This is a genomic window from Corynebacterium sp. MSK039 (assembly GCF_030232315.1).
GTDB lineage: Bacteria > Actinomycetota > Actinomycetes > Mycobacteriales > Mycobacteriaceae > Corynebacterium.
Window position 1 is genome coordinate 16,083 of the sequence record NZ_JASPJL010000002.1, and the last position, 25,269, is coordinate 41,351.

The following is a 25,269-nucleotide window of genomic DNA, read 5'->3' on the forward strand; positions in this document are numbered from 1 at the left end:
GACCTAGATTGGGAGGATGCGGGTGATCGCACCCAGCTCCGTCAGCTCCGTGGCGGCATCCGCCCGACCCGGCCCTTCGCCCCGTGGCGGGCGGTAGGCCAGCGGGGACCCGACCTCGGCCCGGCTAAGGACTCGCCAGCGCAGGAACTCGTGGGTCACCTCGCGCCGGGCGATATGGGTGAGCCACAGTTGCCGGCCCACGAGCGCGGTGGCTCCCGAATCGAAGCTCAGCATGTACTCCCGGTCGCCTAGCTGGCTGTGCTGCAGGCCGCCCAGTGAGCGCATGCCTTCCGGTTGAGCTGGCAGGTCCAGCACCGTGATGCGGCGCACCAGGCCCAAACGGTGCTCGGAGCCCTGCGCGCTGCGCAGCCGAAGTGGCTCGCCGGGGCGGCAGCGCAACACAGCCTCGTACTCCCACATCACCGGCTGCATCAGGGAAGCCGACGCATCGGCCGAGCCGCGCTGGTTCCGCCGTCCCCCGTGGCGGGACGAGCCGGACCGACCACCACGGCTGGCCGTGGCGGGCCGGGCGTGTGGGGCGGGGAAGCGCGCCGGGCGAATCACGGCCCAGCCGCCGCCGATCGTGGCCACCCGCTCGGGAGCTCCGGCGTTTGCCCCCAATTCGACGCGTGCCAGCTGCTGGGCCTCGGGGGTGGCGCCACGTGGAGGCGTGGTTGCGTCCCCCGTGCTTGCAGCAACGTTTGCGGCCGCAGCGCCGTCAGCGCCGTCCCCATTGTCATCTCCAGCGCCACCCCGGCCTGGTTCGAAAGCCCACGGATGCACCGCCAGTTCGGCCTGCAGGGCCGCGAGCAGCTCCTCATCCGAGGAATTACGGGCCACCCCCAGCGGCTCCAGGCGGGCGAAGAACTCCGCGAAGGAAAGCTCCGGTTGCGCCTCCCACGCCCGCTGCAGCACCCGCATGACCCCGGGTATCCGAGTGGGATCTTTCATCAATACCTCTTAATACCGAGCGCTCAGGGGGAGACGTCCTAAAAATATGGGGGGTCGAACAGGAACCTATCCGACACACAGTGCCCGGGAAATTTTCATTAATGCTGAACATAACCGACAATAGGGGTGAAAACCGCTAGCACCACAACCGGCTAACGGTTGACCCACCTCACGAACACGGCCTAGCCACGCCGCTAGCCCAGAGAAGAATGGGGGAGCTGATGAGCGCACCCAAGAATCGCGATTCGGAGAACACCGTGGTCGAACGCGATGCACAGGACACCGGCACCACGGCCACCGCAACCACCGCGGAGGCGCCCGCCCCGGAGCAGAAGGTCGACGCCGACCTCATCACCGAGCGTGCCGAGCAGGAGCAGAAGGCCCGCCGCCGCGCCGTCGTCGGCCTGTTCGTGGGCGTCCTGCTCGCCATCCTCGTCTACGCAATCTTCCCGGCCGACGCCGCAGACGTCGTGAACAAGGCGCACCCGGACGCGGAAAAGGGGCCCTTCGACGCCGACGCGCTGCGCATCACCGCCGCGATCGCCGTCCTGATGGGCGCCTGGTGGATGACCGAGGCCCTGCCGCTGGCAGCCACCGCACTGGTGCCGCTCGTGGCCTTCCCGATCCTGGGTGTGGTGCCGTTTAAGGAGGTCTCGCCCTCCTACGCCAACCCCACGATCTTCCTGTTCATGGGCGGATTCATCCTCGCGCTGGGCATGCAGCGCTGGAACCTGCACCGGCGCCTCGCGCTGCGCGTCGTGACCCTGGTGGGCACGAAACCGAAGCAGATGGTGCTGGGCTTCATGATCGCCACCGGCTTCATGTCCATGTGGGTCTCCAACACCGCGACCGCCGTGGTGATGCTGCCGATCGGCATGTCCGTGCTGGGGCTGACCGCCGACATGGTGGGTGGCTTCTCGAAGCAGAAGAAGTTCTCCACCGCCCTGATGCTGGGTATCGCCTACTCCGCCTCCATCGGCTCGCTGGGCACCATCATCGGTACCCCGCCGAACACCTTGATGGTTGCCTACCTGCAGGAATCCCACGATATCCACATCGGTTTCGGTCAGTGGATGCTGGTCGGTGTGCCGATGGCTGCCATCTTCATGGTCCTGGCCTGGCTCGTGCTGATCACCGTGTTTAAGCCGGAGATGGACCAGATCCCGGGTGGCCGCGAGCTCATCCAGGAGGAGCTGGAGAAGATGGGCTCGATGTCCCGCGCGGAGAAGACCGCCGGCTCGATCTTCCTGCTCGCTGCCCTGGCGTGGGTCTTCGTCCCGGTCATCTCCGACTGGGCCGGTTGGGAGCACAACATCGACGACGCCACCATCGCCATCACCGCTGCGATCCTGATGTACATGCTGCCGGCCGATGGTTCCGGTAGCCGCGTGATGGACTGGGAGCACACCAAGGAGGTCCCGTGGGGCGTGCTGCTGCTCTTCGGTGGCGGTCTGGCGCTGAGCTCCATGTTCGACAAGTCCGGCCTCTCCCTGTGGATCGGTGAGGTCGCCCGCAGCCTGGGTGGTCTGCCGATCGTGCTGCTGATCGCCGCGACGGCCATCGTCATCCTGGTCCTGACGGAGTTCACGTCCAACACGGCGACGGCCGCGGCCTTCCTCCCAATCATGGGCGGCGTGGCCGTCGGTACGGGCCTGACCGCCGGCAACGACATGAACGTCCTGCTACTGACGATCCCGGTCGCCCTGGCTGCAACCTCCGCGTTCATGCTGCCGGTCGCAACGCCGCCGAACGCGATCGCCTACGGCTCGGGTTACGTCCGCATCGGCGACATGGTGCGCGGCGGCCTGTGGCTCAACCTCGTGGGCATCGTCCTGATCACCATCGTGACCTTCGCGCTGGCTGTCCCGGTCTTCGGGCTGACGCTGTAGCTCGGTCAAGGGAAAGAGCGCGCCACCGGGGCAGGTGGCGCGCTCTTTGTTTTTGGGGTGGAGGTCGGGCCGAGGCTGACCCGTGGCTGGGGGTGGTTCTTGACCCGTGGCTGGGGGTGGTTCTTGACCCGTACCTGGGGGGTGGTTCCGAACCGGCGCCTAGAGCTGGGCCAGGGCGCGGCGCAGCGCTGGGATCAGCTCCTCGGTCTCCGTCTCATCGGTCACCGTGATGCGCACGCCTTCGCCGGCGAAGCAGCGGGTGAGGATGCCCTCCTCCTTCATCGCCGCCTCCAGGGCTTCGGCCTTCTCGCCGACGGGCAGCCACACGAAGTTCGCCTGTGAAGGCACCTGGAGTTCCTCGGGCAGCGATTCGGTCACGCGCTCGCGCTGGTTGATTGTCTCCGTCACCCGCTGCTGCAGCTGCTGCTGAGCCTCCTCCCCGATGCTCTCCAGGCCCGCGACCTGGGCCAACGCGTTGACGCCGAAGGGGATCGCGACCTTAATTAATGCTTCGACGAACTCCTCGGAGCCTGCCAGGTAGCCCAGGCGCGCCCCCGCCAGGCCATAGGCCTTGGAGAAGGTGCGACACACCGCGACATTCGGGAACTGCGCCATCAGCACCAGCCCGTTCACGCTGGCGGCGAAGCCTTCGCCCGGCTCGCCGGCGCCCGCCTCCCTAGCCAGCCCGGAGCGGTCGTATTCGATATATGCCTCGTCCAGCACCACCTGGACGTCCTCCGGCACCTGCTCCAAAAACTCCGCCAGCTTTACCTGCGGCACAACCGTGCCCGTGGGGTTATTCGGGTTGCACACGAAGATCAGCTTCGTGCGCTCTGTGACCGCGGCGAGCATGGCATCCAAATCAACGCGGTAGTCACTGCTCAGCGGTACCGCGACCGGCCGAGCGCCCGCGATCTGCGCGAGGATCGGGTAGGCCTCGAAACTGCGCCAGGGGAACACGACCTCGTCGCCGTTTTGGCAGGTGGCCTGGATGGCCTGCAGGCACAGGGCGCTCGACCCGTTGCCCACCGCGATATTCTCCGCCGTGAGCTCCGGCGCCCCCGGCGTGCGGGACAACCACTCCGCGAGCTCGCCGCGCAGCGCTGCGACACCCATATCCGGGTAGCGGTTCAGCCCCGCCGCCGCTTTCGCCACCGCTTCCTGGACGGCGGGCAGGGGCGCTGCGGCCGTCTCATTGGAGGCCAGGCGCAGCGCATCCGGCAGCGCCTTTCCCGGGACGTAGGCGGGCAGTTTGGAGAGATCGGAACGTACCATGCCTGGCATCGTACTCCGCCGGAATGCCTGGTCGGCGGCGTTTGTCTGCCTAACACCCGTTGTGTATGCTTGAAAATCGTCTAGTCAGGCGGGTTCGCCCTGTCCTGATCAGATGCTGGAGACGTGCCAGAGTGGCCGATTGGGGCTCCCTGCTAAGGAGTTGTCTGCATTGCGCGGACCGGAGGTTCGAATCCTCTCGTCTCCGCTCTTCAACAAGGCTGTTCGCTGATGAGCTGCCGAAACCTTCGAGGTTTCAAGCTGCCCAGTTCTTGTGGTGAGGCGCTGGGGTTTTCAGCTTCGGACAGTGTTGTGGGGCGTGTGGTGCGCCTGTGGTGGTCCGAGTGGATTGTGCCGTCGCGTGGCCTTGTTGGAGTACTGCGCCCGTAGCTCAACGGATAGAGCATCTGACTACGGATCAGAAGGTTAGGGGTTCGAATCCCTTCGGGCGCACTCTTATGACAGCGTCGTCGCTGCCCAGGTGGGTGGCCACGGCGCTGTTTTCTTTCCATTTTCTTTTTACGACGTCAGAGGGTTAAGTAGCAGAAAGTGTGTCTGATTTTCAGCCTATCTGCTGGTCAGGCCGCATAAAACGGGCTTAAATAAGGTTCCAAACCTTATTCAGGCCCGTTTCTTGCCCAATCCACCGGAATGGCTCCTGCATGTGGTAACAGCGGCTTGGTTGTCTTTCTGGGTGACTCCAAACAGACCCCGATGCCCTATATGCGCTGGGCACATGAAGAAAAACGGCACCACAACCAAAGGAACAACCAGATGGCGGTGTAAAAACCCTGACTGCGGATGCTCAACAACACGACACCGCAAAGATCAAGCACTTGCCCGCGACTTCACAACATTTCACCGCTACGTCACTACGACAGCACCACTGACCCGCATCGCCTCGGAAGTCGGCTGCTCACGCTGGACACTGGACCGTAAATTCGAACCATTCTGGCTCATCAATGTCCCTCACACCCCGGACCCCAACCGAGTCTACGACCAAATCTTCATCGACGGCACCTACACCGACGCTGGCTGCTTACTTGTGGCAGCCAGCCACGACCACGTCATCGCATGGCACTGGACACAACGCGAAACCGCCCACGCCTACACACAACTACTGCGTGATATCGCCGAACCGTTATGCGTCGTCCTCGACGGTGGCCAAGGTGCCTACTCAGCAATCAAAGCCTGCTGGCCCAACACACAGATTCAACGCTGCCTCGTCCATGCCCAACGGGTGGTGCGCCGTTACACCACATCCCGGCCACGCACCGACGCCGGCAAAGCCATCTACGCCCTGGCATTGAAACTGACCCGTATCACCACACTCGACCAGGCACGGGAGTGGACGCTGCGTCTGCATGACTTCGGACAGGTATTCAAAGCATTCCTCAACGAAAAAACACCCCTCCCCAAAGAACGCCGCACCCTGAATAAACAGTGGGAATGGACCCACCTGCGAGTTCGCAAGGCATACAACTCCCTGCTGCACCTCTCACGGAAAGGATGGCTGTTTACCTACCTGCAGCCCCCACCAGAAGCACTCGAACCAAAGCGCTGGGCATCAACAACCAACAGTCTGGAAGGCGGCATCAACGCCCAGCTCAAACGCATCGCCGATGCCCACCGCGGCAGATCCGGGGAGCGCCAACGCAAAATGCTCGAGTGGTACCTGCACTCGAAAACGCAGCTGCCTGACGACCCACTAAAGATCGCCAGGCAGTGCAACTTCGGACAAGATCAACTCGCCAAAGTCAACGATCTTGTCCCAGAAGACCACAACAAAGCCGACCACGAAACAGGACGACCAGCCTTCTACGACAACGCTATCCCAACCGAATACCAACACAACATAGGAATCCGGAAAGGGCCCATGAGATAAAAAGGGCCCACCCGGCGACACGCCGAGCAGACACACTTTTTGCTACTTAACCCGCTTTTTGTTTTCCATCACCGCCAGGGGCGATCGTTGTCCTGCGTGAGCTCGGCTCTAGTACTCCCGGTAGCGGCGGTAACCACGCCACACCAACCAGCTCAGCAGCAGCAGGACCGCGAAGAATACACCGGGCCAGGGGGAGGGGTCGGGCTGGAAGACATTCCATACCGCCTGCACCCCGGCCAGCAGGGTGAAGAATCCCACGAAGCCTAGGGCGGACTCCCAGACCAGCTTCTTGCGCTGGCCGTCCGGGTCCACCTCGTCGGCTGGAGCGCCACTCCGGGCAGCTCCACCGGCGCGCTCGTTTGCTCCACCGGCGTGCTCGTCCAGCCCGCTGGCAGCCCCGCCAACTGGCCGGTTCTCGCGCGCGCCCCGCGCCGCGTCCTCAGGCTTCGACACGATCAACCAACCCCTACTTCACGCCGCCGGCGGTGAGCCCGGAGACGATGCGGCGCTGGAAGACCAGCACCATCACGACGAGCGGGACCGTCACCAGCGCGCCGGCGGCCATCGTCGCCGCGTAGGGGAACTCGTAGGCCGAGGCCCCGGAGAAGCGGGCGATCGCCACCGTCACCGGCTCCACGGCGGGGGTGGACAGCTGCTTGGCGAGCATGAACTCGTTCCAGGTCGCGATGAACGCCAGGATGGCCGTCGTAAACAGGGCGGGCGTGGCCAGCGGAAGAATGACCTTCCGGAAAGCCAGGCCACGGGAGGCACCGTCCACGCGGGCGGCCTCCTCCAGCTTCCACGGCAGCTCGCGGAAGAAACTGGTCAGCGTGTACACCGTCAGCGGCAGCACGAAGGAGATATTCGGGATGATCATCGCCTGGTAGGTGCCGATCCACTCGATCTTGGAGAAGAGCTGGAACAGTGGGGTGACCAGCGCGATACCCGGGAACATCGAGGCCGCCAGGATGATGCCCGTGACCAGCCCCTTGCCGCGGAAGTCCACGCGGGCCAGGGCGTAGGCGGTAAACACGCCCACCGTGAGCGCGATCGCGGTGGTCGCGGCACCGATGATCAGTGAGTTGCCGATCGCCCGGAGGAAGTTATTGCCGGCGTCGGTGGCCAGCGCGTCGCGGAAGTTCTCCAGCGTCAGGTGGCTGGGCAGCGGGTTGGTGGAGAAGGTGTAGCGCTTGTCGCGCAGGGCGGTGACCACCATCCAGTAGAACGGCGCGAGACCCCACGCCAGGATCACGATGACGGCGAGGTAGTTGCGCAGAGTCTGGGTTGCCTTCTTCATCGCTGTCCTCCCGTCGCTGCGGTATCTACGGTGTGCGCGCCCTGCGCGCCCGCTGCGTTGCCCTTGTCGGGGACGTCGCCGCGGTCGGTCTCAGCCTTCTGCTCGTTCTTCTTCGTGGCGACGCTCCCGCCGCGCAGCCTGCTCAGCAGAGACTTCTTTGGCTTGCTGCCAGCATCCTGGGTTCCGCCGATATCGGCGCCCAGGAACCTCACCATCACGTATGCCACCCCGAAGATCAGCAGGAAGATGAGGGTGGACAGGGCGGAGGCGGAGTTGTAGTTGCCCTGCTTGGTATCCGTGATCACCAGCTGGCTGATCACAGCAGTGGGGGAGTTGGAGGACTCGGAGATCATGATGACCGGCAGGTCGTACATGCGCAGCGCGTCCAGGGTGCGGAAGAGCACCGCGACCATCAGCGCCGGGCGGACCAGCGGCAGGGTGATCTGGGTGAACTGCTGCCACTTGGAGGCGCCGTCCACGCGGGCGGCCTCGTAGACGCCCTGTGGGATCATCTGCAGGCCAGCGAGGATCAGCAGCGCCATGAAGGGGGCGGTCTTCCACACGTCCGCGATGATCACCGCGAAGCGGGCGGCCCAGGGGTCGGTGGTCCAGTGGATCTGGGTGCCGAGCAGGGAGTTGATGATGCCCTGGTCGGCGAAGATGAACTGCCAGAGCTTCGCGGTAACGGCGGTGGGAATCGCCCAGGGCACGAGCACGGCGGCGCGCAGCAGGCCGCGGCCGAGGAAGCTGCGGTTCATCACCAGTGCCATCCACAGGCCCAGCAGGGTCTCCAGGCTGACGGTGACCACTACGAAGAAGAGGGTGATGCCGAGCGCGGGGTAGAAGTCCGTCGGCAGCATGCCGGAGGTGCATTCCACCACGGTGCCGTTCGAGCTCATGCAGCGCTGGGCGATCCACGTGAGGTAGTGGTCGAAGCCTGCGAAGCCACCCTCCACGAACATGCCGGTGTCCGGGTCGAGGTGCCGGTTGGCTTGGAAGGAAAGATAGATGGCCCGCAGGATCGGGTAGCCGATGACCAGGGCCAGCAGCAGCATGGCCGGGCCGACGAGCCAGACTGCGCGCAGGTCACGGCGTGGCTTGCTGGGGTGCGTCGCCTTCGCCTTTCTGCCGCGCGGCGCGGTGCCCGGTGCAGGCGCCTGGTCGGCCGGTGCCGCCGATGTCGGCGAGGTGCTCACAGGCTTTCTCCTTTTGCCGTTGACGGGCCCGCCGGGGACACCGGCGGGCGGGTTGCATAAAAAGCATAGTCGCCATCCCCGACAGGAATGGCGAGGCGGCCACCACATCATGGTGATGCGGTGGCCGCCTGTGTGTCGCGCACAGCGACGAGAGGGGTGAAGAGGCGCTTAGCCCTGAGCGGACTCGATAGCCTTCTTCATGTCCTCGGTAGCCTTGTCGATTTCGCGCTTCTGGGTCAGCGCTGCGTAGGAGTTATCCTGCACCGCCTTGGACAGGGCGTCGTAGGTCGGGGACGCCGGGCGTGGCTTCGCGTTCTCCAGGGAGACCTTCAGGGCCTCCATGTACGGGAACTCCTCCTGGATGTCCTCCTCGTCGTAGATGCTTGCCAGCACCGGCGGGAAGGATGCCTTGGCGAAGGAGCGCTGGTTCTCCTCGTTGATGATGAACTCGATGAACTCCTTGGCCGTGGCCTTGTGCTTGGAGTTGATGTTGATGCCGTTGTTGTAGCCACCCAGGGTGGACACGCCGACGCCGTCCTTACCGACCAGCGGGGAGACCTCGGTCTTGCCCTTCACCGCGGAGCCCTCCTCCTCGGCGTTGGTGTACATGTACGGCCAGTTGATCGCCATTGCGGTCTGGCCCTGCGTGAAGGCGAGGTTGACCTCTTCCTCGGTTGCGCCGGTGGAGGCGGAGGAGATGGTCTTGTCCTGGTAGGCGTCCACGAGAGCCTGCAGGCCCTCCTGGGACTTCTCATCGGTGACGGTGACGTTGCCGTCCTCGTCCATGATGGCCCCGCCCCAGCCGCGCATGAAGCTGTCGGTCATGACGGTCAGGCCCTCGTACTGCTTCAGGGTCGCGGTCAGGCAGTCCTGGTCCTTGACCTCCTTGCACTCCTCGACGAGCGCGTCCCAGTTCTCCGGGACGTCCTTGACGATGTCGGTGTTGCGGTACAGCAGCTGCGCGTTGGTGTTCTGCGGCAGCGCGTAGAGCTTGTCGTTGTAGGTTGCGGACTCCACGGTCGGCTTCAGCAGCTTGCTGGTGTCGACCTCGAGGTCGCCCTCCAGCGGTGCGAGCCAGCCGTTGGCTGCGAACTGTGCGGTCCAGACGACGTCCAGTGCCATGACGTCGATGTCGTCCTGACCTGCCTGCAGGGACTGCACCAGGGTGTCGCGCTGGGCATCGGCCTCACCGGCGAGCTCCTGGAGCTTCACCTGCTCGTCCGGGTGCTCTTCGTTCCACGCGTCGATGATCGGGCGGAGCTTGTCGGTGTCGTTCTTGCCCATCGCGAAGGTGATGGGGCCGCGGGCGTCGGCGCCCTCCTGGCCCTTGGCGGAGTCGTCGGAGCCGCCGTCGGAGCAGGCTGCCAGAGCCATGCCGGATGCTGCGAGGATCGCCAGCATCTTCTTGTACTGGTTTGCCATAGTGGAGCCTTTCTAGAAGGTATTCCCGGCTGACCTTCCCGGCGAAAGATACAGGGAAGCCACCCACCACCGCGCCGCTGAGGCACGCTGGTGAGTGGCAGTCAGCGGGAAAGCTGAAAAGTCTGCACCCCAAGTTTAGGTAATCGGGGGGTAGATCCCACGATGAATATCTTTCTAGTGGTTAATTCTAGCCCCGGCCGCTACCCCCGACCCGCTCCTGGGTTTGGGCGTCGAAGAAGTGGAACCGGACGCCTGCCGCCGGTGTGAGCACCACGGTCTGCCCGATGGCGGGCTGCTCGCCCGCCCCACCCCGGGCCACGAGGGTGCCGTAGTCCGTCTCCGCATAGATATAGGAGTCCGCGCCGAGCTCCTCGACGAGGCTGACCTCGCCGCGCACGCCGTTGGCCGAGCCCGCGGTGTCGACGGTGAGGTGCTCCGGGCGCACGCCCACGATCAGTTCCTTAGAGCCATCATTTCCCGCGTAGCCAGCCGGCGGGGCCTCGTCGAAGCCCGGCAGCGGCTCGGTGGTGCTCAGCAGGTTCATCGCGGGCGAGCCGATGAAGCCTGCCACGAAGGAGTTATCCGGGTTCTCGTAGAGCTCCTTCGGGCTGGCCACCTGCTGCAGCACGCCGTCGTTGAGGACGGCCACGCGGTCGCCCATCGTCATCGCCTCCACCTGGTCGTGGGTGACGTAGACGGTGGTCACCCCCAGGTTCTTCTGCAGCTTCACGATCTGCGCGCGGGTCTGGACGCGCAGCTTGGCGTCCAGGTTGGACAGTGGCTCATCCATGAGGAAGACCTGCGGCTCGCGGACGATCGCCCGGCCCATGGCCACGCGCTGGCGCTGGCCACCGGAAAGGTCCTTCGGCTTGCGGTCCAGGAACTCCTGCAGACCCAGGATCTCCGCCGCGCGGTCCACCCGCTCGGCGATCTCGGACTTCGAGCGCTTGGCGACCTTCAGTGCAAAGCCCATGTTCTCCCGCACCGTCATGTGCGGGTAAAGGGCGTAGTCCTGGAAGACCATCGCGATGTCGCGAGCGGCCGGCTCAGTGCCGGTGACATCCTTGCCGCCGATGGCGATGTGCCCGCCGCTCGTCGCCTCCAGGCCAGCGAGCGCGCGCAGCGTGGTGGACTTTCCACAGCCCGACGGCCCCACGAGCACCAGGAACTCGCCATCGGCGATGTGCAGGTTGAGGTCCCGCACGCTGGGTCGTTCCGCGCCGGGGTACTGGATCGTTACGTCATCGAATTTCACGTCGGCCATGGGAAAGATGATACTTCAGGACGACGAAGCCCCGCCCCAGCCGACCCTAGAATGTCGGACTATGCCCGAAAGCAAAGTTCCCGGCGCGCTCGGTCACAACCCGCTGAGCACCGGCCCCCTCGGTTCCAACGCGAAGTGGTGGCGCGACCCTGTCCGCCGACTGCAGTTCCTCGTTATCTCGCTGCTTTTCCTCCTGCTCGCCCTCCCGGAGATCGGCTTCGCTTATGGCCAATCCGGGAGGTGGCACGGGCCGGTACTCCTTGCCGGTCTCGCCATCTCCTACGCAGGCTTGGTTGTGCAGCAATGGCGCGTGGAGCTTGGGGCGGCGGTTGTAGCGATCGGTCTGGCTATATCCGCGCTGTCCGGGACTTTCGCAGTGTTACTCGGGTATCCGCTGGTGTGCTGGCAGGTCTACCTGATCCGAGCACACCTGCCACAGCGCCGGGGTATGTGGCTGACGATCGCCGTGGTCGGCAGCCTCGCGGCGATTACCTGGCAGTTCATCGCGGACCGGTTGTATAACCCGATCTTTTCTGAGGAAACCACCCTCAAGGAAGTGGTCGCCGAGCCAGAGATATGGATGACCATCGGCATGGCCAGCCTGCTGGCCCTGGTGTCCATCGCCTTGTGCTGGCAATTCGGCAAGCAGGCTCATGAGCGCCGGGAGGAGGTCGCCAATCTCGCGGCACGGGCGGAGCTGGCCACAGTTTCCGAGCGCAACCGCATCGCCCGCGAGATGCACGATATCGTCGCGCACTCCCTGACCGTGGTGATCGCGCAGGCCGATGGCGGCCGCTACGCCGGACGTAAGGATCCGGAGAAGGCCATTGAGGCGCTCGAGACGATCTCCACCCGCGGCCGCGAGGCGCTGACACAGATGCGCAGCCTGCTCTCCGTCCTCCACACCGAGGAGGGCCGGGACGTTGCCGCCACCCCGGGCGTCTCCGGTATTCAGGACCTCATCAGCGACGCCAACCGCTCCGGTGCCCACGCCACCCTCGCCGTCGAGGGTGAGGAGGTCCCACTCGACGAGACGAAGGGGCTGACCGTCTACCGGGTGGTGCAGGAGTCCCTCACCAACGTCATTAAGCACGCGGGCCCCGTCGAGGTGCGCGTCCGCCTGCTGTGGGAGGATGCGCGCCTCACAGTCACGGTGGATAACGCCCCAGGCGAGGAGCAGCTGACGGGCAGCGGGCGGGGCCTGACCGGTATTAAGGAGCGCGTGCGGATCCACGGCGGCAAGGCCAGCTGGGGGCCCAGCGCGCTCTTTCCCGGCGGGTGGAATGTCACTGCCAGCATTCCGCTCGGCGGGTAGGGGTTGCGTGTCTGACCGCAGTGCTACCGTGACGGCAGTAGTACAAAAGACAGAACTAGTTAACAAGGAACCGGACGAGGCGAGGGGCGCACAAGCATGATCACCGTGGGATTGGCTGATGACCAGCAGCTCGTGCGCGCTGGCTTCGCGATGGTGCTGGACAGCCAGGATGACATCTCCGTGGCCTGGGAGGCCGCCGACGGGGCCGAGGCCTGCGAGCTGGCAGCGGTCCAGCCCGTGGACATGATCCTGATGGATGTGCAGATGCCCACCATGGACGGCATCGCGGCGACCCGCCGAATCCTCAACGAGCTCGCCCCCACGGGACCTGCCGGGGAACCGACCCGGGTGGTCGTGCTCACCACCTTCGATAGCGATAACTACGTCCTCGGCGCGGTCACCGCCGGGGCCAGCGGCTTCCTGCTCAAGGACGCCGACCCGGAGGAGCTCATCAACGCCGTCCGCACCGTCGGGGAGTCCACGGCCGTGATCAGCCCGGCGGCGACCGCCAAGCTCATTCAGCGCCTGCGGGCGGACGGGGCGGCCGCCAGCCCTGCGGAGCCGAAGAGCGTGCCCGCGCCGGGTGTGCAAGCGGAGGACCCTGGCGCCACGGAACCGGCGGCGACGCGGCAGGACACGCCGGATGCCGAGGATGACCTCGGGCTGGTGGACCCGCTCACCCCGCGCGAACGGGAGATCCTCTGCCTCATCGCGATGGGGGAGAGCAACCAGGAGATCGCGGAGAAACTCTTCATCTCCCTGCCCACGGTGAAAACCCACGTCGGGCGGGTGTTGATGAAGACCGGTTCGCGGGACCGAGTGCACGCCGTGCTCTTCGCCCTCAAACACCACCTCGTGGACCCGGAAGAGCTGCTGACCGCCGAAAACTAAGCGTCAACTGGGTCAGGCACGCCAGCCCGGTGGGGGAACACAGCGGCACCACCGCACCACGGTGAGCCCTGGGGATGACCGGAGGGCCGGACGTCATACCTCGGTATGAAAGAACAGAAACGGCGATAATCATCCGCCGGACCGATGTGCCGGGGCGGGGGCAGAAGCGAAACTGTGAAGCATGATCACAGTTGAACAGCTCAGCAAGAGTTACGGAAAGAACAACGTCCTGAAGGACATCAGCTTCCACGTCCCGGATGGAAAGGTCACCGGCTTCCTCGGGCCGAACGGTGCCGGCAAGTCCACCACGATGCGCTGCATGCTCGGCCTGGACCGGCCAACCGCCGGGCACGTCACCTTCAGCGGCGAGTACCGCGACGGGCAGTCCTACGACGGGGCGTTTGCCGCACTAAAGAACAAGTCGCAGGTCGCCGGCGCGGTGCTGGACGCCTCCTGGTTCACCCCGGCACGCACCGGCCGCAACCACCTGCGCGTCCTGGCACACGGCGCGGGCATCAGCGACAAGCGCGTGGATGAGTGCCTCGAGATCGTGGGGTTGAGCAGCGCGGGCAAGAAGAAGGCTGGCGGCTACTCCCTGGGCATGAAGCAGCGCCTCGGGCTGGCGGCAGCACTGCTCGGCGACCCGCAGCACCTCATCATGGACGAGCCGGTCAACGGCCTGGACCCCGAGGGTGTGACCTGGATGCGCAACACCATCCGGGCGCTCGCGGCGGAGGGGCGCAGCGTGCTGGTCAGCTCCCACCTGCTCAGCGAAATGCAGCTCACGGCGGACCGCCTGGTGGTGATCGGCAAGGGGCAGCTGATCGGGGAGTACTCGCTGGACGAGTTCCTCGCCGGCGGAACCGCGGTGTCCGTGGAGTGCCGGGAGGCGGTGCTGCTCAGCGAGAAGCTGCAGCACAAGGGCCTGAAGGTGGAGCTGCAGCGGCCCCGCAGCATGCGCATCGCCCTGCCGGAGGAACTCAGCGAAGCAGAGCTGCGCGAACTGGTGGCGCAGACCGCGCTGGAGGAGAACTTCCTCATCACGAAGCTGGCCGCGGAGACGGCGAACCTGGAGCAGCGTTTCTTGGCGGCGACGTCCGAAGCTCAGGAATACCGCACGGGCGCGGTAGCCGGCTCCGGCGCGAAGCAGTAGGCAGCGGCGGGCAACTGGCGCACAAGGGCTTGACGCCCAGCGCTAGTTACCCAAAACAGCTGAATCTCAAGAAGAAAACACAAGCGCAGAACAAAGAAAGAAGGCGCACCCCATGAGCAGCTTCCTCAGCTCAGTGAAATCCGAAACAACGAAACTCCTCACCCTGCGCAGCACGTTGGTCTACTTCATCCTGCTGGGCGGTTCCATCGGCGGGCCGGTGTTCTTGTACCTCCTCCTGTCGGAGACACCCCTCAAGGTGGACTTCGCGGATGTCGGCATCGGCGGCATGATCGCCCTGATGATCTGCATCGTTTTTGGTGCCTCCACCACGGCCGGCGAGATCAGCACGAAGATGCACGCCCAGGCCTTCCTGACCCAGCAGTCGCGCTGGAACTGGCTGGCCGCTCGTGGCCTCGTCGCCAGCGTCTTCGTGCTGTTCACCCTTGCGCTGGCGATGGCGCTGACGGTGCTGATGATCGTGATCTGGCCAGGCGCGACATTCGTGGGGGAGCAGAACAACACCGTCTGGTCGCTGCTGATCGGCGGGGCAGCGTTTACCTTGCTGGCGATGGGTACTGCCGCCCTGCTGCGCTCCCGCGTCGCAGGCATCGGTGTGCCGCTGGTGTGGATGCTGGTCGTTGAACCGCTGATTTCCCTTGGCGGCGAGCGTTTCTCGGTTCTGCAGAAGGTTTCCGACGTGATGCCGGCGGGCACGATCACTGAGATCCAGCGGTACTACACCTTCCAGGCCGACGGCGTTTTGATGGAGGGTGCGCACACCCCGGCGTTCTACCTGACCGTGCTGGCGGTATGGGTCGTGGTCCTGCTGATCCTGGGCTTCTTCCGCAACTCCCGCACGGACGTGCGTTAGGCGGTCGCCGCAGGGGGTTGGCAATACTGGCGCGTGGCTTCGGCCACGCGCTTTTCGCTTTTCGGCGCTTGTCAGCGGGCTGGGTACCCGCCGTTATTCGTTAACGGGGCGGGCGTTTTCCGAGGTTGCGAGTTCCGCGAGCCGCTCCGGGGTGGCATCCGTGCTCATGACGACGGCTCCGCCCGCAGCCCAGGGCCGGAGGGTTTCCGCGAGCTGAACCGCATTGTCCCAGGGGCCGAAGACCAGGCGCTCGCCGTCGGCGGCGCCGTCGTCGTCCTTCCCGCCGGCCAGCCACTGACCCTCGGTGAGCTGCGCGCCGCCGCTGGCGGCCAGGACTCGGCCCGCATCGGCCGGGGTGGCCGTGCCCAGGAATGCGTCGGGCTGAACCCGCAACTCGGGGGAGAAGTCGTTCAGGCCGAAGGGCAGCTCGCCGCCGGACTCCGTCACGCCCCGGCCGAAGGGGTCGGTGGAGAGGACGAAGACCTCCTCGATCGGCTCGCCCAGCTCACCGAGCCCATCCAGAACATCCACCACATCCAGCCCCTCGTCGGCCAGCTGCTCGGCCAGCTCGACTGAGTCCGTGAACGCGGCGACAGGCGGGCCGGCGGCGTCGGAAAGGGAGTCGGGGAGGGGGCCGCGGGCGTCCACGACGGTCGCGCCGATCAGCCACGCGCCCACCGCGATCGTCACCGGCTGCCAGCCGGGCTCGGCGTCGCAGACGATCACCGAACCGGGCCCGGCGCCCAGGCCGAGCAGGAGGTTGGCCACCTTGGACTGCCAGTTCTGCAGCGTCTGGCCGGATAGCTCCATGCGGCCGGCCTCGGTGTAGGTGGTCAGCCGCGGGGCGGCGGGATCGTTCAGAAGGGCAGAGAGTGCATCCATGCGCCCCATCCTAGAGACCCCCACGCGCGGGCTGCGCTTAGTTCACGCACATCGGGCCGTCGCCGCCTGCGTCGATCTCCTTGACCGGTGGCTTGGCCGTCGGGTCCTCGGTGTTCTCCACCGGGTTGCCGTCGCCGCCGATGCTGCCCGTCTGCCCGACGGTGTTGCTGTCCTCGCCGGATTCGGTGCCCTCGTCCGGGATCCCGTCGCCGTCGAGGTCGCGCATGCCCTCGGTCAGCGTGCCTGCGTTCGGGTCATTCGGCTCGACCAGCGGGGCGGTGCCAGGCACGGAGCCCGGGCCGGAGTAGGTGCCCGCCAAAGTGACGGAGAGTTCCTTGTCATCCAGGGAGGGATCCTCGACGATCTCCAGGCCACCGAGCTGTTTGGCCAGCCCACGGGCGGCCGGGTCGTTCTTATCCTTCGCGTTGACCTGGGACTCCGAGACGCCGGTCTCCTCGGAGTTTCCGACCTCGCCTTCCTTGTATCCGTAGTTTCGGGTCAGCTCGGAGACGTTCGCGGCCACCCCCGGGATGTTGGAGGCGTTGAAGACGTTCACGCGGTACTCCTCCGCGTCGTAGTCCTCGATCGGGCCGTCCTCGCCCTTATCCTTGGTCTCCTTATCTCCGCCGTGCTCTGGGGCGTCCTCGCCGAGCAGTTCGTTGAAGAACTCGTGGACCTGGTCGACGTCGACGGTGACGATGGATTCGCCCATGTCGCCGACCCCGTCGATGGAGGTCACGGGGATGGTCTGGAACTTCACGTTGCCGCCGGCCAGGTCCTGCATCTGGGTGGCCAGGGACATGACGTCCCAGCCCTGGTCCAGGACCACGGAGCGTTCCACGGCGTCGTTGATGCGGTTCAGTGCGGTGGGGTCGGTCAGGGTCTTGGAGGAGAGCACCTTGTTGACCAGGGAGGCCATGTAGGCCTGCTGGCGGGTGATGCGGTCCAGGTCGCCTCGGGGCAGGCCGTGGCGCTGGCGGACGAAGCTCAGCGCCTGCGAACCCTTGAGCGTGGAGCGCCCCTTCGGGAAGTCTGCGCCGGACAGCGGCTCCTTGACCTTCTCCTTCAGGCAGACGTCCACGCCGCCGACCGCGTCGGTGAGCAGGACGAAGCCGAGCAGTCCGATCTCGGCGTAGTGGTCGACGGTGATGCCCGTCAGGTCGGCGACGGAGTGGATCAGCGCCTGGCGGCCGGCCTGCTTGGAGGCTTCCTCGTCGCTCTTCTCCTGCTCAGCGTCCGCCGGCTCGGTGCGGCGCTCGGCGATCTTCTGTTCTTCCTCGAACTTCGCGGTGCCGTAGACGCCGTTGAGCTTCATGTTGCCGTTCGGGGTGGCGACGTACGTGTCGCGCGGCAGGGAGACGGCAGTTGCCCCGGAACCGTCGTTGGGCACGCGGATGAGGATGATCGTGTCCGTGTTGGTGACCTCCTCCTCGCCCGCGTTGAGCATGTCGATCTCCTTTTGGCTCAGGGGGTTGCCCTGGGCATCCGTGCGGGAGTCGATGCCGACCAGGAGGATGTCGGTTGCGCCGTCCTGGTTATCGCCGAGGGCGAGCTCGCCGGTCTGGGCGAGCCGCCCGTCGAGCTGGCCGATCGCCTTATACCCAACCGCGCCGAGCACCAGCACCAACGCTGAGACCGCGGCGAGCACCATGCGCACCGGCTTTGAGCCGATCTGGCGGGTGGCAGTATCCCCGGGGGCGGGCATGATTTGGCGGGAGGAGCGCCGCGGCGTGGCAGGCTCCGAATCCACCCTGCCTGCGCGATCAGTCCGCGAGCGGTAGGCGCGGGGCTGCTGGTCGCCAGCGTTGGGGGGCATAGTCATAGGGTTTTCTTCTCATTCCCGGTTGGCAGATCCGCTGGGGCGCGGGCGGCCTCGTGGCACACAAAACTCCGATAATTATAGGCCTTTTCCCCTGCCAAGCCCACCACCTCCAGGGTGGGCGCAGCGGCCGCCTGGGCGGTTGCTGTTTCCCCGACTGGCTGTGGGGCCTTAGTTGGCTGTGGGGCCTGAGTAATCTGGACGCCATGCCACAGTCACAGGATTCCCCGACCAACCCCGAGCGCCCGTTGGGCGCTCACGGCGACGCTGCCCGCAGCACCGGCGCCGGGCGTGAGGCTGACCGGATGTACGAGAGCCTCGCTGCGGGAACGGGAACAACCGGTGGCGTGGTGCCCGGCATCGTCGTGCTGGGTGCCGGGGGCCAGCTGGGCACAGCGCTTGTGGCCGGGCTGGCAGACCACGCCGCCCCGGTGGTGGCTGTGGGCCGCGCCGAGCTGGACCTGACCGCCAGCGATGAGGAGTGCGCCACCGCCCTGCGGGCAGCCATCGAGCAGGCGGGTGGCCGCGACGTTGTGGTTATTAACGCCGCTGCCTGGACGGCGGTCGACGCTGCGGAGGACGCTGCGAATACAACGACGGTCGAGCGGGTGAACGGGACCGCGCCGGGCGTGCTCGCGCAGGTGGCAGCCGCGCAGAACGCGGGTTTCGTCCACATCTCCACTGACTACGTCTTCAGCGGGGAGGCGGGCAGGCCGCGGGCGGTGACCTCGGAGGATCCCCCGGCGCCGGTGAATGAGTACGGCCGCACGAAACTGGTGGGGGAGCGCGCGGTGCTGGATGCCGGCGGAACCGTGGTGCGCACCGCCTGGGTATTCAGCGGGGCCACCGGGCCCGGCCGGGACTTCCTGGACACGATGGCGGGGCTGGCTGACCGCGGTGTGGACCCGAAGGTGGTGGACGATCAGTGGGGCAGGCCGACCTTTACCGGGCACCTCGCCGCGGGGCTTGTCGAGCTGGCAATCACGCTGTGGCGCCAGCGCCCGGTGGATGCGGAGGCGCGCACGCCGGAGCTGCCGCGACTACTGCACGCCACCGGTAGCGGGGAGGCTACGACCTGGGCGGGGTTCGCCGCCGCAATCTTCGACGCCACCGGCCACGACCCGGCCCGCGTGAGCCGAATCCCGACCGCGGAGTACCCCACCCCGGCGCGCCGCCCGGTCGGGGTGTACCTGGACACGGGCTGCTGGGAGGCGGCCGGGCTTTCCCCGCTGCCAGCGTGGCAGGACGGACTGCGGGCGGCTCTGGGGTAACGTTCCCCCCGTGGCACCCATAGCGATTATCACGGTGACGTACTCGCCTGGCGAGTACCTCACAAAGTTCCTGGACTCCATCCCCGCTGCTGCCGAGCAGGGGGCGCACGTCGTCATGGTCGACAATGGTTCGACGGACGGCGCGCCGGAGGCTGCCGTCGCCGACCGTGGCGGACGTATCAGCGGGCCCGGGGCTGAGTCTCAGGACGCCGCCCCGGATGCGGCTGGTAATGCGAAGGAACTGGGCCTGGAGCTGCGCTATTCGGGCGGCAATATCGGCTACGGCTCCGCGATGAACCTCGGCGCCCGCAACCTCCGCGACCTGCGTGACGCGGGTGAGATCGACGATGAGTTCCTCATCATCTCCAACCCGGATGTCGTCTTTACCCCGGGGTCTATCGACGCGATGCTTGAGTGCGCCCGCCGCCACCCGCGCGCAGGGGCCATCGGCCCACTGATCCGCGAGGCAGACGGTTCCGCCTACCCGAGCGCGCGCAGCGTCCCTCGCCTGGGGGCTGGCATCGGGCACGCCCTGCTGGGTGGGGTGTGGCCGTCCAACCCGTGGACGAAGCAGTACCGTCACGACGATGACCTGGACCGTGAGCGCGAGGCCGGCTGGCTGTCCGGCTCCTGCCTGCTGCTGCGGTGGAAGGCCTTCGAGTCTGTCGGTGGCTTCGACGAGCGCTACTTCATGTACATGGAGGATGTGGACCTGGGCGATCGCCTGGGCCGGGCGGGCTGGCAGAACATCTTCACGCCCACCGCGGAGATCAGCCACGCCAAGGGGCACGCCGCGGGTGAGCACCCGGAGAAGATGCTGCCCGCCCACCACGAGTCCGCGTACCGCTTCCAGGCCGACCGCCTGCCCGGGGCGAAGAATGCGCCGATCCGCCTGCTACTCAAGGTGGGGCTCTCGGTGCGCGCCAAGGTTTCGGTGTGGCTCGCCGCGCGGAAACGCAGGGGCTAGCACCGAAAGCCCCGGCCTCGAAGCGCGCACGCCGAGATGCGCCGTGTTGCGGGGCTGCGCATTTTTTCGCAGAGCCTTCCGCCTGGTCGTGGCGCGCTGACGGGAAAATTTGCCCCAGTGTCTCGGCGCCCCGGCGTGGAGGCGGGATTATCACCCGTTGGCGCGCTAACGTGCCTAAGGACACCAACCCCACGATCGGTCGGCCCCAGCAGGGTGCCGGTGAGCTGCTCGTCTGGGGTGAAGCGAATAGTTTTTTGACTGTCTACAGCAGTTGCCGAACACGAGGGAGTAAGCGATGGCAGAGGTGCCTCAGGACAGCCTTGATACCCGAGCTCTGGCGGAGCAGACTGACGCGGTGATCCTCGTCGGTGGGAAGGGCACCCGGTTGCGTCCCCTTACCAACAGCACGCCGAAGCCGATGCTTCCGGTGGCAGGGGCCCCGTTCCTGCAGCACCTGCTGGCCCGCATCAAGGCTGCGGGGATGACCCACGTGGTGCTCGGCACCAGTTTCAAGGCGGAGGTCTTCGAGCAGTACTTCGGCGACGGCTCCGAGATGGGGCTGGAGATCGAGTATGTCGTCGAGGACGAGCCGCTGGGCACCGGCGGCGGTATCCGCAATGTCGCGAGTAAGCTGCGCCACGACCGCGCGATGATCTTCAACGGTGACGTGCTGGGCGGCACGGACCTCGGCGCGATCCTGCGCACCCACGTGGAGCAGGACGCGGAGGTCACTCTGCACCTGCTGCGCGTGGCCGACCCGCGCGCCTTCGGCTGTGTGCCGACGGACGAGTCCGGTCGTGTCGAGGCTTTCCTGGAGAAGACGGAGGACCCGCCGACGGACCAGATCAACGCGGGCAGCTACGTCTTTAATAGGGACGTCATCGAGTCCATCCCTCAGGGACGTGCGGTGTCCGTGGAGCGGGAGGTTTTCCCGGAGCTGCTGAACCGCGGGGCGCGCGTGTTCGGGCACGTGGATCAGGCCTACTGGCGCGACCTGGGCACCCCGGGGGACTTCGTGCGCGGTTCTTCCGACCTGGTCCGTGGGATTGCTCCCTCGCCGTTGCTGGAAGGACGTCACGGTGAGGCGCTGGTCGACGAGTCCGCCGCGGTGTCCAGCGGTGCGCTGGTTTATGGCGGTTCGGTGATCGGCCGTGGTGCGGAGATCTCCGGTGGTGCTCGCGTGGAGTCCTCGGTCGTTTTTGATGGCGTGCAGATCGAGGCTGGGGCCACGGTGGAGCGCTGCGTGATCGCGGAGGGGGCGCGCATTGGGGCGCGGGCGCACCTCGAGGACTGCGTGATCGGCGAGGGGGCCGTGATCGGTGCCCGCTGTGAGCTGGAGTCCGGGGCGCGCGTGTGGCCGGGCGTTGCGATTCCGGACGGCGGAATCCGCTTCAGCAGTGACGTCTAGCGCAGCCTGGTCGCGCTAGGGGCGGGGGTCGGTAGACCCCACCGGCGACACCGGTGAGGCGTCATGCTGGCCCTGCGGCGGGACTTTCGGGGGTGGAAATAAAAATTCTTCGAATTTCCAATATCTTGTGCGTGAGACGTCACTTCCGCTGATCGCAGGCCCATATGTAGTGGTTCCGGTGGGGGCGTGCGGAATATCTCGTTACCTTCGAACGTCTGTTCTAGATGTCTGCTGCGGACGATATAGTGACCTCTGTGACAGCTGTGGCTTTTGGGGCGGGCGGGATTTTCAGAAAGTTTGACGGGACGTAACTACACGTGTGTAATCTTCGATATAGCTGCAATAACAACACACCCGGTGAGGCGCTTGACTTTCACCTCAGGCGATACCTTCACAGCGCCGGGAGTGCGAACCAGTAAGGAGTATTGCCGTGGATAAGCCAGCGAGCTCGGCCTATCCCGCCCCGCCGCAGCAGGGGTCGGCGGCAATGGAAAGGGAGGCTCGAGTGGACACAGGTGCCCGCCAGCACAACCTCTTCGACCTTACGCAGGACTTCGACAAGCTCTTCGACGCCGTGGAGCAGGACTGGCAAGAGCAGGCGCTGTGCGCCCAGACGGACCCGGAGGCCTTCTTTCCAGAGAAGGGTGGCTCCACCCGCGAAGCCAAGCGGATCTGCATGGCCTGCGGGGTGCGCGATGAGTGCCTCGAGTACGCCCTCGCTAATGACGAGCGTTTCGGCATCTGGGGTGGCCTCTCCGAGCGCGAGCGGCGCAAGCTGAAGAAGCGCCTCGGCTAACAGTCCGGACGACACCCCGGCCGCTATGGCCGGACTGCACGAGTGACCTCACGCGCCCTGAACGGGACCGCGTGAGTTTTTCTTTTCCCTGGGGCTTTCCCCGGCGTTCCCGCGCAGTGGCCGACTAGCGATCCCAGTCGAAGCGCGGGTCGATGATCTCCGGGCCGACGTTCAGGTAATGCGCGACCAACCGGGTCACGATATAGCGGAGCATGTCCGCCCGCTCCTCTTTGCTGCGCGCCCGCATCTCCACGGGGCGGCGGAATACGATCAGCCGGGGACGGGTGGGGGAGCCGCTGGAATCCACGCCCGCGGGGATCAGCCGCCCCAGCGGCACCTTGCCGTCGGCGACGACATCCGAGGGCCACTGTGTGTAGCCGTGTTGCAGGCGCATGCGGGGCACTAGGTCCACCGCCAGATCCAGGGAGACGAGCTGATCGTCGAAGCGGTCGAGGATCCGCTCGTAGGCGTCCAGCACCGCCTGATCGAAGTCCTCAGAGCGGGTCCGGTAGCGTGGCAGATCCGGCAGCAAAATGCCGCGCGGGCCGCGCCCCCGGGGGTCGTTCCTCACTCTGCGGATGTGACTCATGGATATTGAGCCTACGCGGTCGGCGGCCTCGCGCCCCGCGGCGCGCGGGCAGATGTGAAAGCTGGTGAATCTGGCTAAGATGTTCCGCGTGACTGTACACCGAAATTGCTCCCGCCCCGGCTGCCAGCGCCCGGCCGCGGCGACGTTGGAGTTTAATTACGCGGATCAGATCGCCATCATCGGACCGCTGCAGCCGGCCGGCAATCCCCACCGCTGGGATCTCTGCGAGGATCACGTGGAACGCACGTCCGTCCCGCAGGGGTGGCGCCTCGTCCGCAAGACTGAGGACGCGACCCTGCCACCGGCGCTCGGCGGCACGAGCACCATCGGAGCCGCCGACGGCCACGCGGCGGACGACGAGGCTGATGAGGAGGAGCTCCTCGCCCTCGCCGAGGCGGTGCAGCAGGCCTACGAGGAGTCCGGCGAGCTGCCGAACGACCCGGGCCCGCGGCTGGTGCGCCGAGAGGAGATCCCGCTGCCCACCGGCCACCACCCGGCCCGCGGCAACCTGCCGAGCAGCCGCCCCCGCCGCCACCTGCGTGCGGTGCAGGAAAACGACTAGAATCTGACCCAGAACCAACGCCGACCCCGCCCGACCGTCCAGCCTGCGCTGGGCAGCATTGCAATCAGGAGAAAATATGGCACAGCAGTCCGCTCAGCGCGATATCGACGCCGTGAACGCCGTCATCAAGGCCTACGACGTCCGGGGCGTGGTCGGCGACCAGGAGGGTCAGATCAACGAGGGCTTCGTCCGCGACGTCGGGGCCTCCTTCGCCCGCCTCATGCGCGCAGAGGGCGCGAAGAGCGTGGTCGTTGGCCACGACATGCGCGATAGCTCCCCGGGCCTGGCCGCCGCTTTCATCGAGGGCGTGACCGCCCAGGGGTTGGACGCCGTGAACCTCGGACTGACCAGCACCGACGAGCTCTACTACGCGGCGGGCGTGGGGGAGTGCCCGGGCGCGATGTTCACCGCCTCCCACAACCCAGCCCAGTACAACGGCATCAAGCTCTGCCGTGCCGGTGCCAAGCCGGTCGGCCAGGGCACGGGTCTGGAGCGCATCGTGGAGGAGCTCGTCGCTGGCGTTCCCGCGTATGACGGCGAGCCGGGGACGTCCTCCGAGAAGGACGTTCTCGACGGCTACGCGGACTACCTGCTCTCCCTGGTCCCGATGGACATCCGTCCGCTGAAGGTTGCGGTGGACGCCGGTAACGGCATGGGTGGGCTGACCGTCCCTGCCGTGTTCGGCAAGCTGCCGGTGGAGCTGAAGGACCTCTACTTCGAGCTGGACGGCAACTTCCCGAACCACGAGGCCAACCCGCTGGAGCCGAAGAACCTGGTGGACCTGCAGAAGTTCACCGTGGACAACGGCTGCGACCTGGGTATCGCCTTCGATGGCGACGCCGACCGTTGCTTCATCGTCGATGAGAACGGGGATGCGGTTAGCCCGTCCACGGTCTGCGCGATGATCGCCGAGCGCTACCTGGGACAGAATCCGGGGGCGACGATCATCCACAACCTCATCACCTCGAAGTCCGTCCCGGAGATCGTCTCCGAGCTGGGTGGTACCCCGGTGCGCACCCGCGTGGGCCACTCCTTCATCAAGGCGAAGATGGCCGAGACGGGCGCGGTCTTCGGCGGCGAGCACTCCGCTCACTACTACTTCTCGGACTTCTTCAACGCGGACTCCGGCATGCTGGCCGCGCTGCACGTGCTCGCTACCCTCGGCGCGCAGGATAAGCCGCTCTCCGAGCTGAAGGGCAAGTACGAGCGCTACATCGCCTCCGGCGAGATCAACTCCGAGGTCGCGGATCAGGCTGCCAGTACCAAGGCGGTCGTGGCGGCCTTCGCGGATCGCACGGAGAACAGCGACGACATGGACGGCGTGACCGTCGAACTGACCGGCGGCGCATGGTTCAACGTGCGCGCGTCGAACACCGAGCCACTGCTGCGCCTGAACGCCGAGGCGGCGACCCAGGAAGAGGTGGACGCGATCGTCGAGGAGGCTCTGCGTCACATCCGCGGCTAGCTGCGGGAACTCCGCGGGCACGCCCCGCGGATTACCGCCGGCGGGCGGGTGAGAGGCTAGAATAGCCGGCTAGTTGAATGGCCGACCCCGCGGCGGTAAGCGGT

General features: G+C 66.2%; 22 protein-coding genes and 2 tRNA genes. 14 read left to right on the plus strand and 10 right to left on the minus strand.

The annotated features are described in order from the left end of the window. Positions 1-3 precede the first annotated feature (3 nt). Positions 4-951 carry a hypothetical protein gene (locus tag QP997_RS01755; RefSeq protein WP_284846022.1) on the minus strand — a complete coding sequence of 316 codons (948 nt, stop codon included), beginning with the start codon at positions 949-951 and terminating at the stop codon, positions 4-6. A 221-nt stretch (positions 952-1,172) separates the two neighbouring features. Here QP997_RS01755 and QP997_RS01760 point away from each other — a divergent pair, with 221 nt between their 5' ends. Then, positions 1,173-2,840 carry an SLC13 family permease gene (locus QP997_RS01760; protein WP_284846023.1) on the plus strand — a complete coding sequence of 556 codons (1,668 nt, stop codon included), beginning with the start codon at positions 1,173-1,175 and terminating at the stop codon, positions 2,838-2,840. A gap of 159 nt (positions 2,841-2,999) precedes the next feature. On the opposite strand, the gene QP997_RS01765 is transcribed toward QP997_RS01760, so the two are convergent. Continuing rightward, positions 3,000-4,115 (minus strand): histidinol-phosphate transaminase, encoded by a 1,116-nt coding sequence (locus QP997_RS01765; RefSeq protein ID WP_284846024.1) that lies wholly within the window; start codon positions 4,113-4,115, stop codon positions 3,000-3,002. A gap of 117 nt (positions 4,116-4,232) precedes the next feature. On the opposite strand from QP997_RS01765, the gene QP997_RS01770 reads away from it, so the two are divergent. The 3 genes from QP997_RS01770 to QP997_RS01780 all read left to right on the plus strand — a co-directional run bounded on the left by QP997_RS01770 (position 4,233) and on the right by QP997_RS01780 (position 5,997). Beyond that, a tRNA-Ser gene (locus QP997_RS01770) sits at positions 4,233-4,320 on the plus strand. Between the two features lie 172 nt (positions 4,321-4,492). After that, a tRNA-Arg gene (locus QP997_RS01775) sits at positions 4,493-4,565 on the plus strand. A gap of 241 nt (positions 4,566-4,806) precedes the next feature. Beyond that, positions 4,807-5,997 carry an IS1249 family transposase gene (locus tag QP997_RS01780; protein ID WP_284846025.1) on the plus strand — a complete coding sequence of 397 codons (1,191 nt, stop codon included), beginning with the start codon at positions 4,807-4,809 and terminating at the stop codon, positions 5,995-5,997. A 108-nt stretch (positions 5,998-6,105) separates the two neighbouring features. On the opposite strand, the gene QP997_RS01785 is transcribed toward QP997_RS01780, so the two are convergent. From QP997_RS01785 to QP997_RS01805, 5 genes are all read right to left on the minus strand, one after another. Then, positions 6,106-6,450, minus strand: a complete 345-nt coding sequence (locus tag QP997_RS01785) for a hypothetical protein (RefSeq protein WP_284846026.1) — start codon at positions 6,448-6,450, stop codon at positions 6,106-6,108. A gap of 13 nt (positions 6,451-6,463) precedes the next feature. Then, positions 6,464-7,294, minus strand: a complete 831-nt coding sequence (locus tag QP997_RS01790; RefSeq protein WP_070759584.1) for a carbohydrate ABC transporter permease — start codon at positions 7,292-7,294, stop codon at positions 6,464-6,466. Continuing rightward, complete coding sequence (locus QP997_RS01795) at positions 7,291-8,349, minus strand: carbohydrate ABC transporter permease (RefSeq protein ID WP_246818143.1); 1,059 nt, start codon at positions 8,347-8,349, stop codon at positions 7,291-7,293. The genes QP997_RS01790 and QP997_RS01795 overlap by 4 nt, the downstream gene beginning before the upstream one ends. Before the next feature lie 309 nt (positions 8,350-8,658). Beyond that, entirely contained in the window at positions 8,659-9,912 is a 1,254-nt protein-coding gene (locus QP997_RS01800; protein WP_148813275.1) for an ABC transporter substrate-binding protein, read from the minus strand. 187 nt (positions 9,913-10,099) lie between these two features. Next, the gene (locus tag QP997_RS01805; RefSeq protein ID WP_284846027.1) at positions 10,100-11,176 is read right to left on the minus strand and encodes an ABC transporter ATP-binding protein; all 1,077 of its coding nucleotides are present in this window, start codon (positions 11,174-11,176) and stop codon (positions 10,100-10,102) included. Positions 11,177-11,237: 61 nt separating this feature from the next. On the opposite strand from QP997_RS01805, the gene QP997_RS01810 reads away from it, so the two are divergent. From QP997_RS01810 to QP997_RS01825, 4 genes are all read left to right on the plus strand, one after another. Then, positions 11,238-12,491, plus strand: coding sequence for a sensor histidine kinase (locus tag QP997_RS01810; RefSeq protein WP_284846028.1), 1,254 nt, complete (start codon positions 11,238-11,240; stop codon positions 12,489-12,491). 96 nt (positions 12,492-12,587) lie between these two features. Continuing rightward, a complete protein-coding gene (locus tag QP997_RS01815; RefSeq protein ID WP_284846029.1) occupies positions 12,588-13,382 on the plus strand; it encodes a response regulator in 795 nt (264 codons plus the stop codon). Positions 13,383-13,563: 181 nt separating this feature from the next. Next, a complete protein-coding gene (locus tag QP997_RS01820; RefSeq protein WP_284846030.1) occupies positions 13,564-14,535 on the plus strand; it encodes an ABC transporter ATP-binding protein in 972 nt (323 codons plus the stop codon). Between the two features lie 112 nt (positions 14,536-14,647). Then, a complete protein-coding gene (locus tag QP997_RS01825) occupies positions 14,648-15,406 on the plus strand; it encodes an ABC transporter permease (protein WP_284846031.1) in 759 nt (252 codons plus the stop codon). A 93-nt stretch (positions 15,407-15,499) separates the two neighbouring features. Here QP997_RS01825 and QP997_RS01830 read toward each other — a convergent pair whose 3' ends face one another. Beyond that, positions 15,500-16,288 carry a TIGR03089 family protein gene (locus tag QP997_RS01830; protein WP_284846032.1) on the minus strand — a complete coding sequence of 263 codons (789 nt, stop codon included), beginning with the start codon at positions 16,286-16,288 and terminating at the stop codon, positions 15,500-15,502. A gap of 37 nt (positions 16,289-16,325) precedes the next feature. After that, the gene (locus QP997_RS01835; protein WP_284846033.1) at positions 16,326-18,110 is read right to left on the minus strand and encodes an LCP family protein; all 1,785 of its coding nucleotides are present in this window, start codon (positions 18,108-18,110) and stop codon (positions 16,326-16,328) included. Positions 18,111-18,313: 203 nt separating this feature from the next. Here QP997_RS01835 and QP997_RS01840 point away from each other — a divergent pair, with 203 nt between their 5' ends. The 4 genes from QP997_RS01840 (at position 18,314) to QP997_RS01855 (ending at position 22,549) form a co-directional block, all read left to right on the plus strand. Then, complete coding sequence (locus tag QP997_RS01840; protein ID WP_284846034.1) at positions 18,314-19,378, plus strand: SDR family oxidoreductase; 1,065 nt, start codon at positions 18,314-18,316, stop codon at positions 19,376-19,378. A gap of 10 nt (positions 19,379-19,388) precedes the next feature. Continuing rightward, complete coding sequence (locus QP997_RS01845; protein WP_070761502.1) at positions 19,389-20,345, plus strand: glycosyltransferase family 2 protein; 957 nt, start codon at positions 19,389-19,391, stop codon at positions 20,343-20,345. Between the two features lie 295 nt (positions 20,346-20,640). Next, positions 20,641-21,753 (plus strand): mannose-1-phosphate guanylyltransferase, encoded by a 1,113-nt coding sequence (manB, locus tag QP997_RS01850; protein WP_070758273.1) that lies wholly within the window; start codon positions 20,641-20,643, stop codon positions 21,751-21,753. Positions 21,754-22,240: 487 nt separating this feature from the next. Further along, positions 22,241-22,549 carry a WhiB family transcriptional regulator gene (locus QP997_RS01855; RefSeq protein WP_012359725.1) on the plus strand — a complete coding sequence of 103 codons (309 nt, stop codon included), beginning with the start codon at positions 22,241-22,243 and terminating at the stop codon, positions 22,547-22,549. A 124-nt stretch (positions 22,550-22,673) separates the two neighbouring features. On the opposite strand, the gene QP997_RS01860 is transcribed toward QP997_RS01855, so the two are convergent. Next, positions 22,674-23,138 carry a metallopeptidase family protein gene (locus QP997_RS01860; RefSeq protein ID WP_070758275.1) on the minus strand — a complete coding sequence of 155 codons (465 nt, stop codon included), beginning with the start codon at positions 23,136-23,138 and terminating at the stop codon, positions 22,674-22,676. 79 nt (positions 23,139-23,217) lie between these two features. Here QP997_RS01860 and QP997_RS01865 point away from each other — a divergent pair, with 79 nt between their 5' ends. After that, positions 23,218-23,700: a DUF3499 family protein gene (locus QP997_RS01865; protein ID WP_284846199.1), complete on the plus strand. Its 483-nt coding sequence runs from the start codon at positions 23,218-23,220 to the stop codon at positions 23,698-23,700. A gap of 76 nt (positions 23,701-23,776) precedes the next feature. Next, positions 23,777-25,165, plus strand: coding sequence for a phosphomannomutase/phosphoglucomutase (locus QP997_RS01870; protein ID WP_070761499.1), 1,389 nt, complete (start codon positions 23,777-23,779; stop codon positions 25,163-25,165). Positions 25,166-25,269 lie beyond the last annotated feature (104 nt).

Excerpts from the sequence above, each read along its gene's own strand:
- QP997_RS01755 (WP_284846022.1), bottom strand. The coding sequence starts at position 951 with ATGAAAGATCCCACTCGGATACCCGGGGTCATGCGGGTGCTGCAGCGG.
- QP997_RS01760 (WP_284846023.1), top strand. The coding sequence starts at position 1,173 with ATGAGCGCACCCAAGAATCGCGATTCGGAGAACACCGTGGTCGAACGC.
- QP997_RS01765 (WP_284846024.1), bottom strand. The coding sequence starts at position 4,115 with ATGGTACGTTCCGATCTCTCCAAACTGCCCGCCTACGTCCCGGGAAAG.
- QP997_RS01790 (WP_070759584.1), bottom strand. The coding sequence starts at position 7,294 with ATGAAGAAGGCAACCCAGACTCTGCGCAACTACCTCGCCGTCATCGTG.
- QP997_RS01795 (WP_246818143.1), bottom strand. The coding sequence starts at position 8,349 with ATGCTGCTGCTGGCCCTGGTCATCGGCTACCCGATCCTGCGGGCCATC.
- QP997_RS01800 (WP_148813275.1), bottom strand. The coding sequence starts at position 9,912 with ATGGCAAACCAGTACAAGAAGATGCTGGCGATCCTCGCAGCATCCGGC.
- QP997_RS01805 (WP_284846027.1), bottom strand. The coding sequence starts at position 11,176 with ATGGCCGACGTGAAATTCGATGACGTAACGATCCAGTACCCCGGCGCG.
- QP997_RS01810 (WP_284846028.1), top strand. The coding sequence starts at position 11,238 with ATGCCCGAAAGCAAAGTTCCCGGCGCGCTCGGTCACAACCCGCTGAGC.
- QP997_RS01815 (WP_284846029.1), top strand. The coding sequence starts at position 12,588 with ATGATCACCGTGGGATTGGCTGATGACCAGCAGCTCGTGCGCGCTGGC.
- QP997_RS01820 (WP_284846030.1), top strand. The coding sequence starts at position 13,564 with ATGATCACAGTTGAACAGCTCAGCAAGAGTTACGGAAAGAACAACGTC.
- QP997_RS01825 (WP_284846031.1), top strand. The coding sequence starts at position 14,648 with ATGAGCAGCTTCCTCAGCTCAGTGAAATCCGAAACAACGAAACTCCTC.
- QP997_RS01830 (WP_284846032.1), bottom strand. The coding sequence starts at position 16,288 with ATGGATGCACTCTCTGCCCTTCTGAACGATCCCGCCGCCCCGCGGCTG.
- QP997_RS01835 (WP_284846033.1), bottom strand. The coding sequence starts at position 18,110 with ATGACTATGCCCCCCAACGCTGGCGACCAGCAGCCCCGCGCCTACCGC.
- QP997_RS01840 (WP_284846034.1), top strand. The coding sequence starts at position 18,314 with ATGCCACAGTCACAGGATTCCCCGACCAACCCCGAGCGCCCGTTGGGC.
- manB (WP_070758273.1), top strand. The coding sequence starts at position 20,641 with ATGGCAGAGGTGCCTCAGGACAGCCTTGATACCCGAGCTCTGGCGGAG.
- QP997_RS01855 (WP_012359725.1), top strand. The coding sequence starts at position 22,241 with ATGGAAAGGGAGGCTCGAGTGGACACAGGTGCCCGCCAGCACAACCTC.
- QP997_RS01860 (WP_070758275.1), bottom strand. The coding sequence starts at position 23,138 with ATGAGTCACATCCGCAGAGTGAGGAACGACCCCCGGGGGCGCGGCCCG.
- QP997_RS01865 (WP_284846199.1), top strand. The coding sequence starts at position 23,218 with ATGTTCCGCGTGACTGTACACCGAAATTGCTCCCGCCCCGGCTGCCAG.
- QP997_RS01870 (WP_070761499.1), top strand. The coding sequence starts at position 23,777 with ATGGCACAGCAGTCCGCTCAGCGCGATATCGACGCCGTGAACGCCGTC.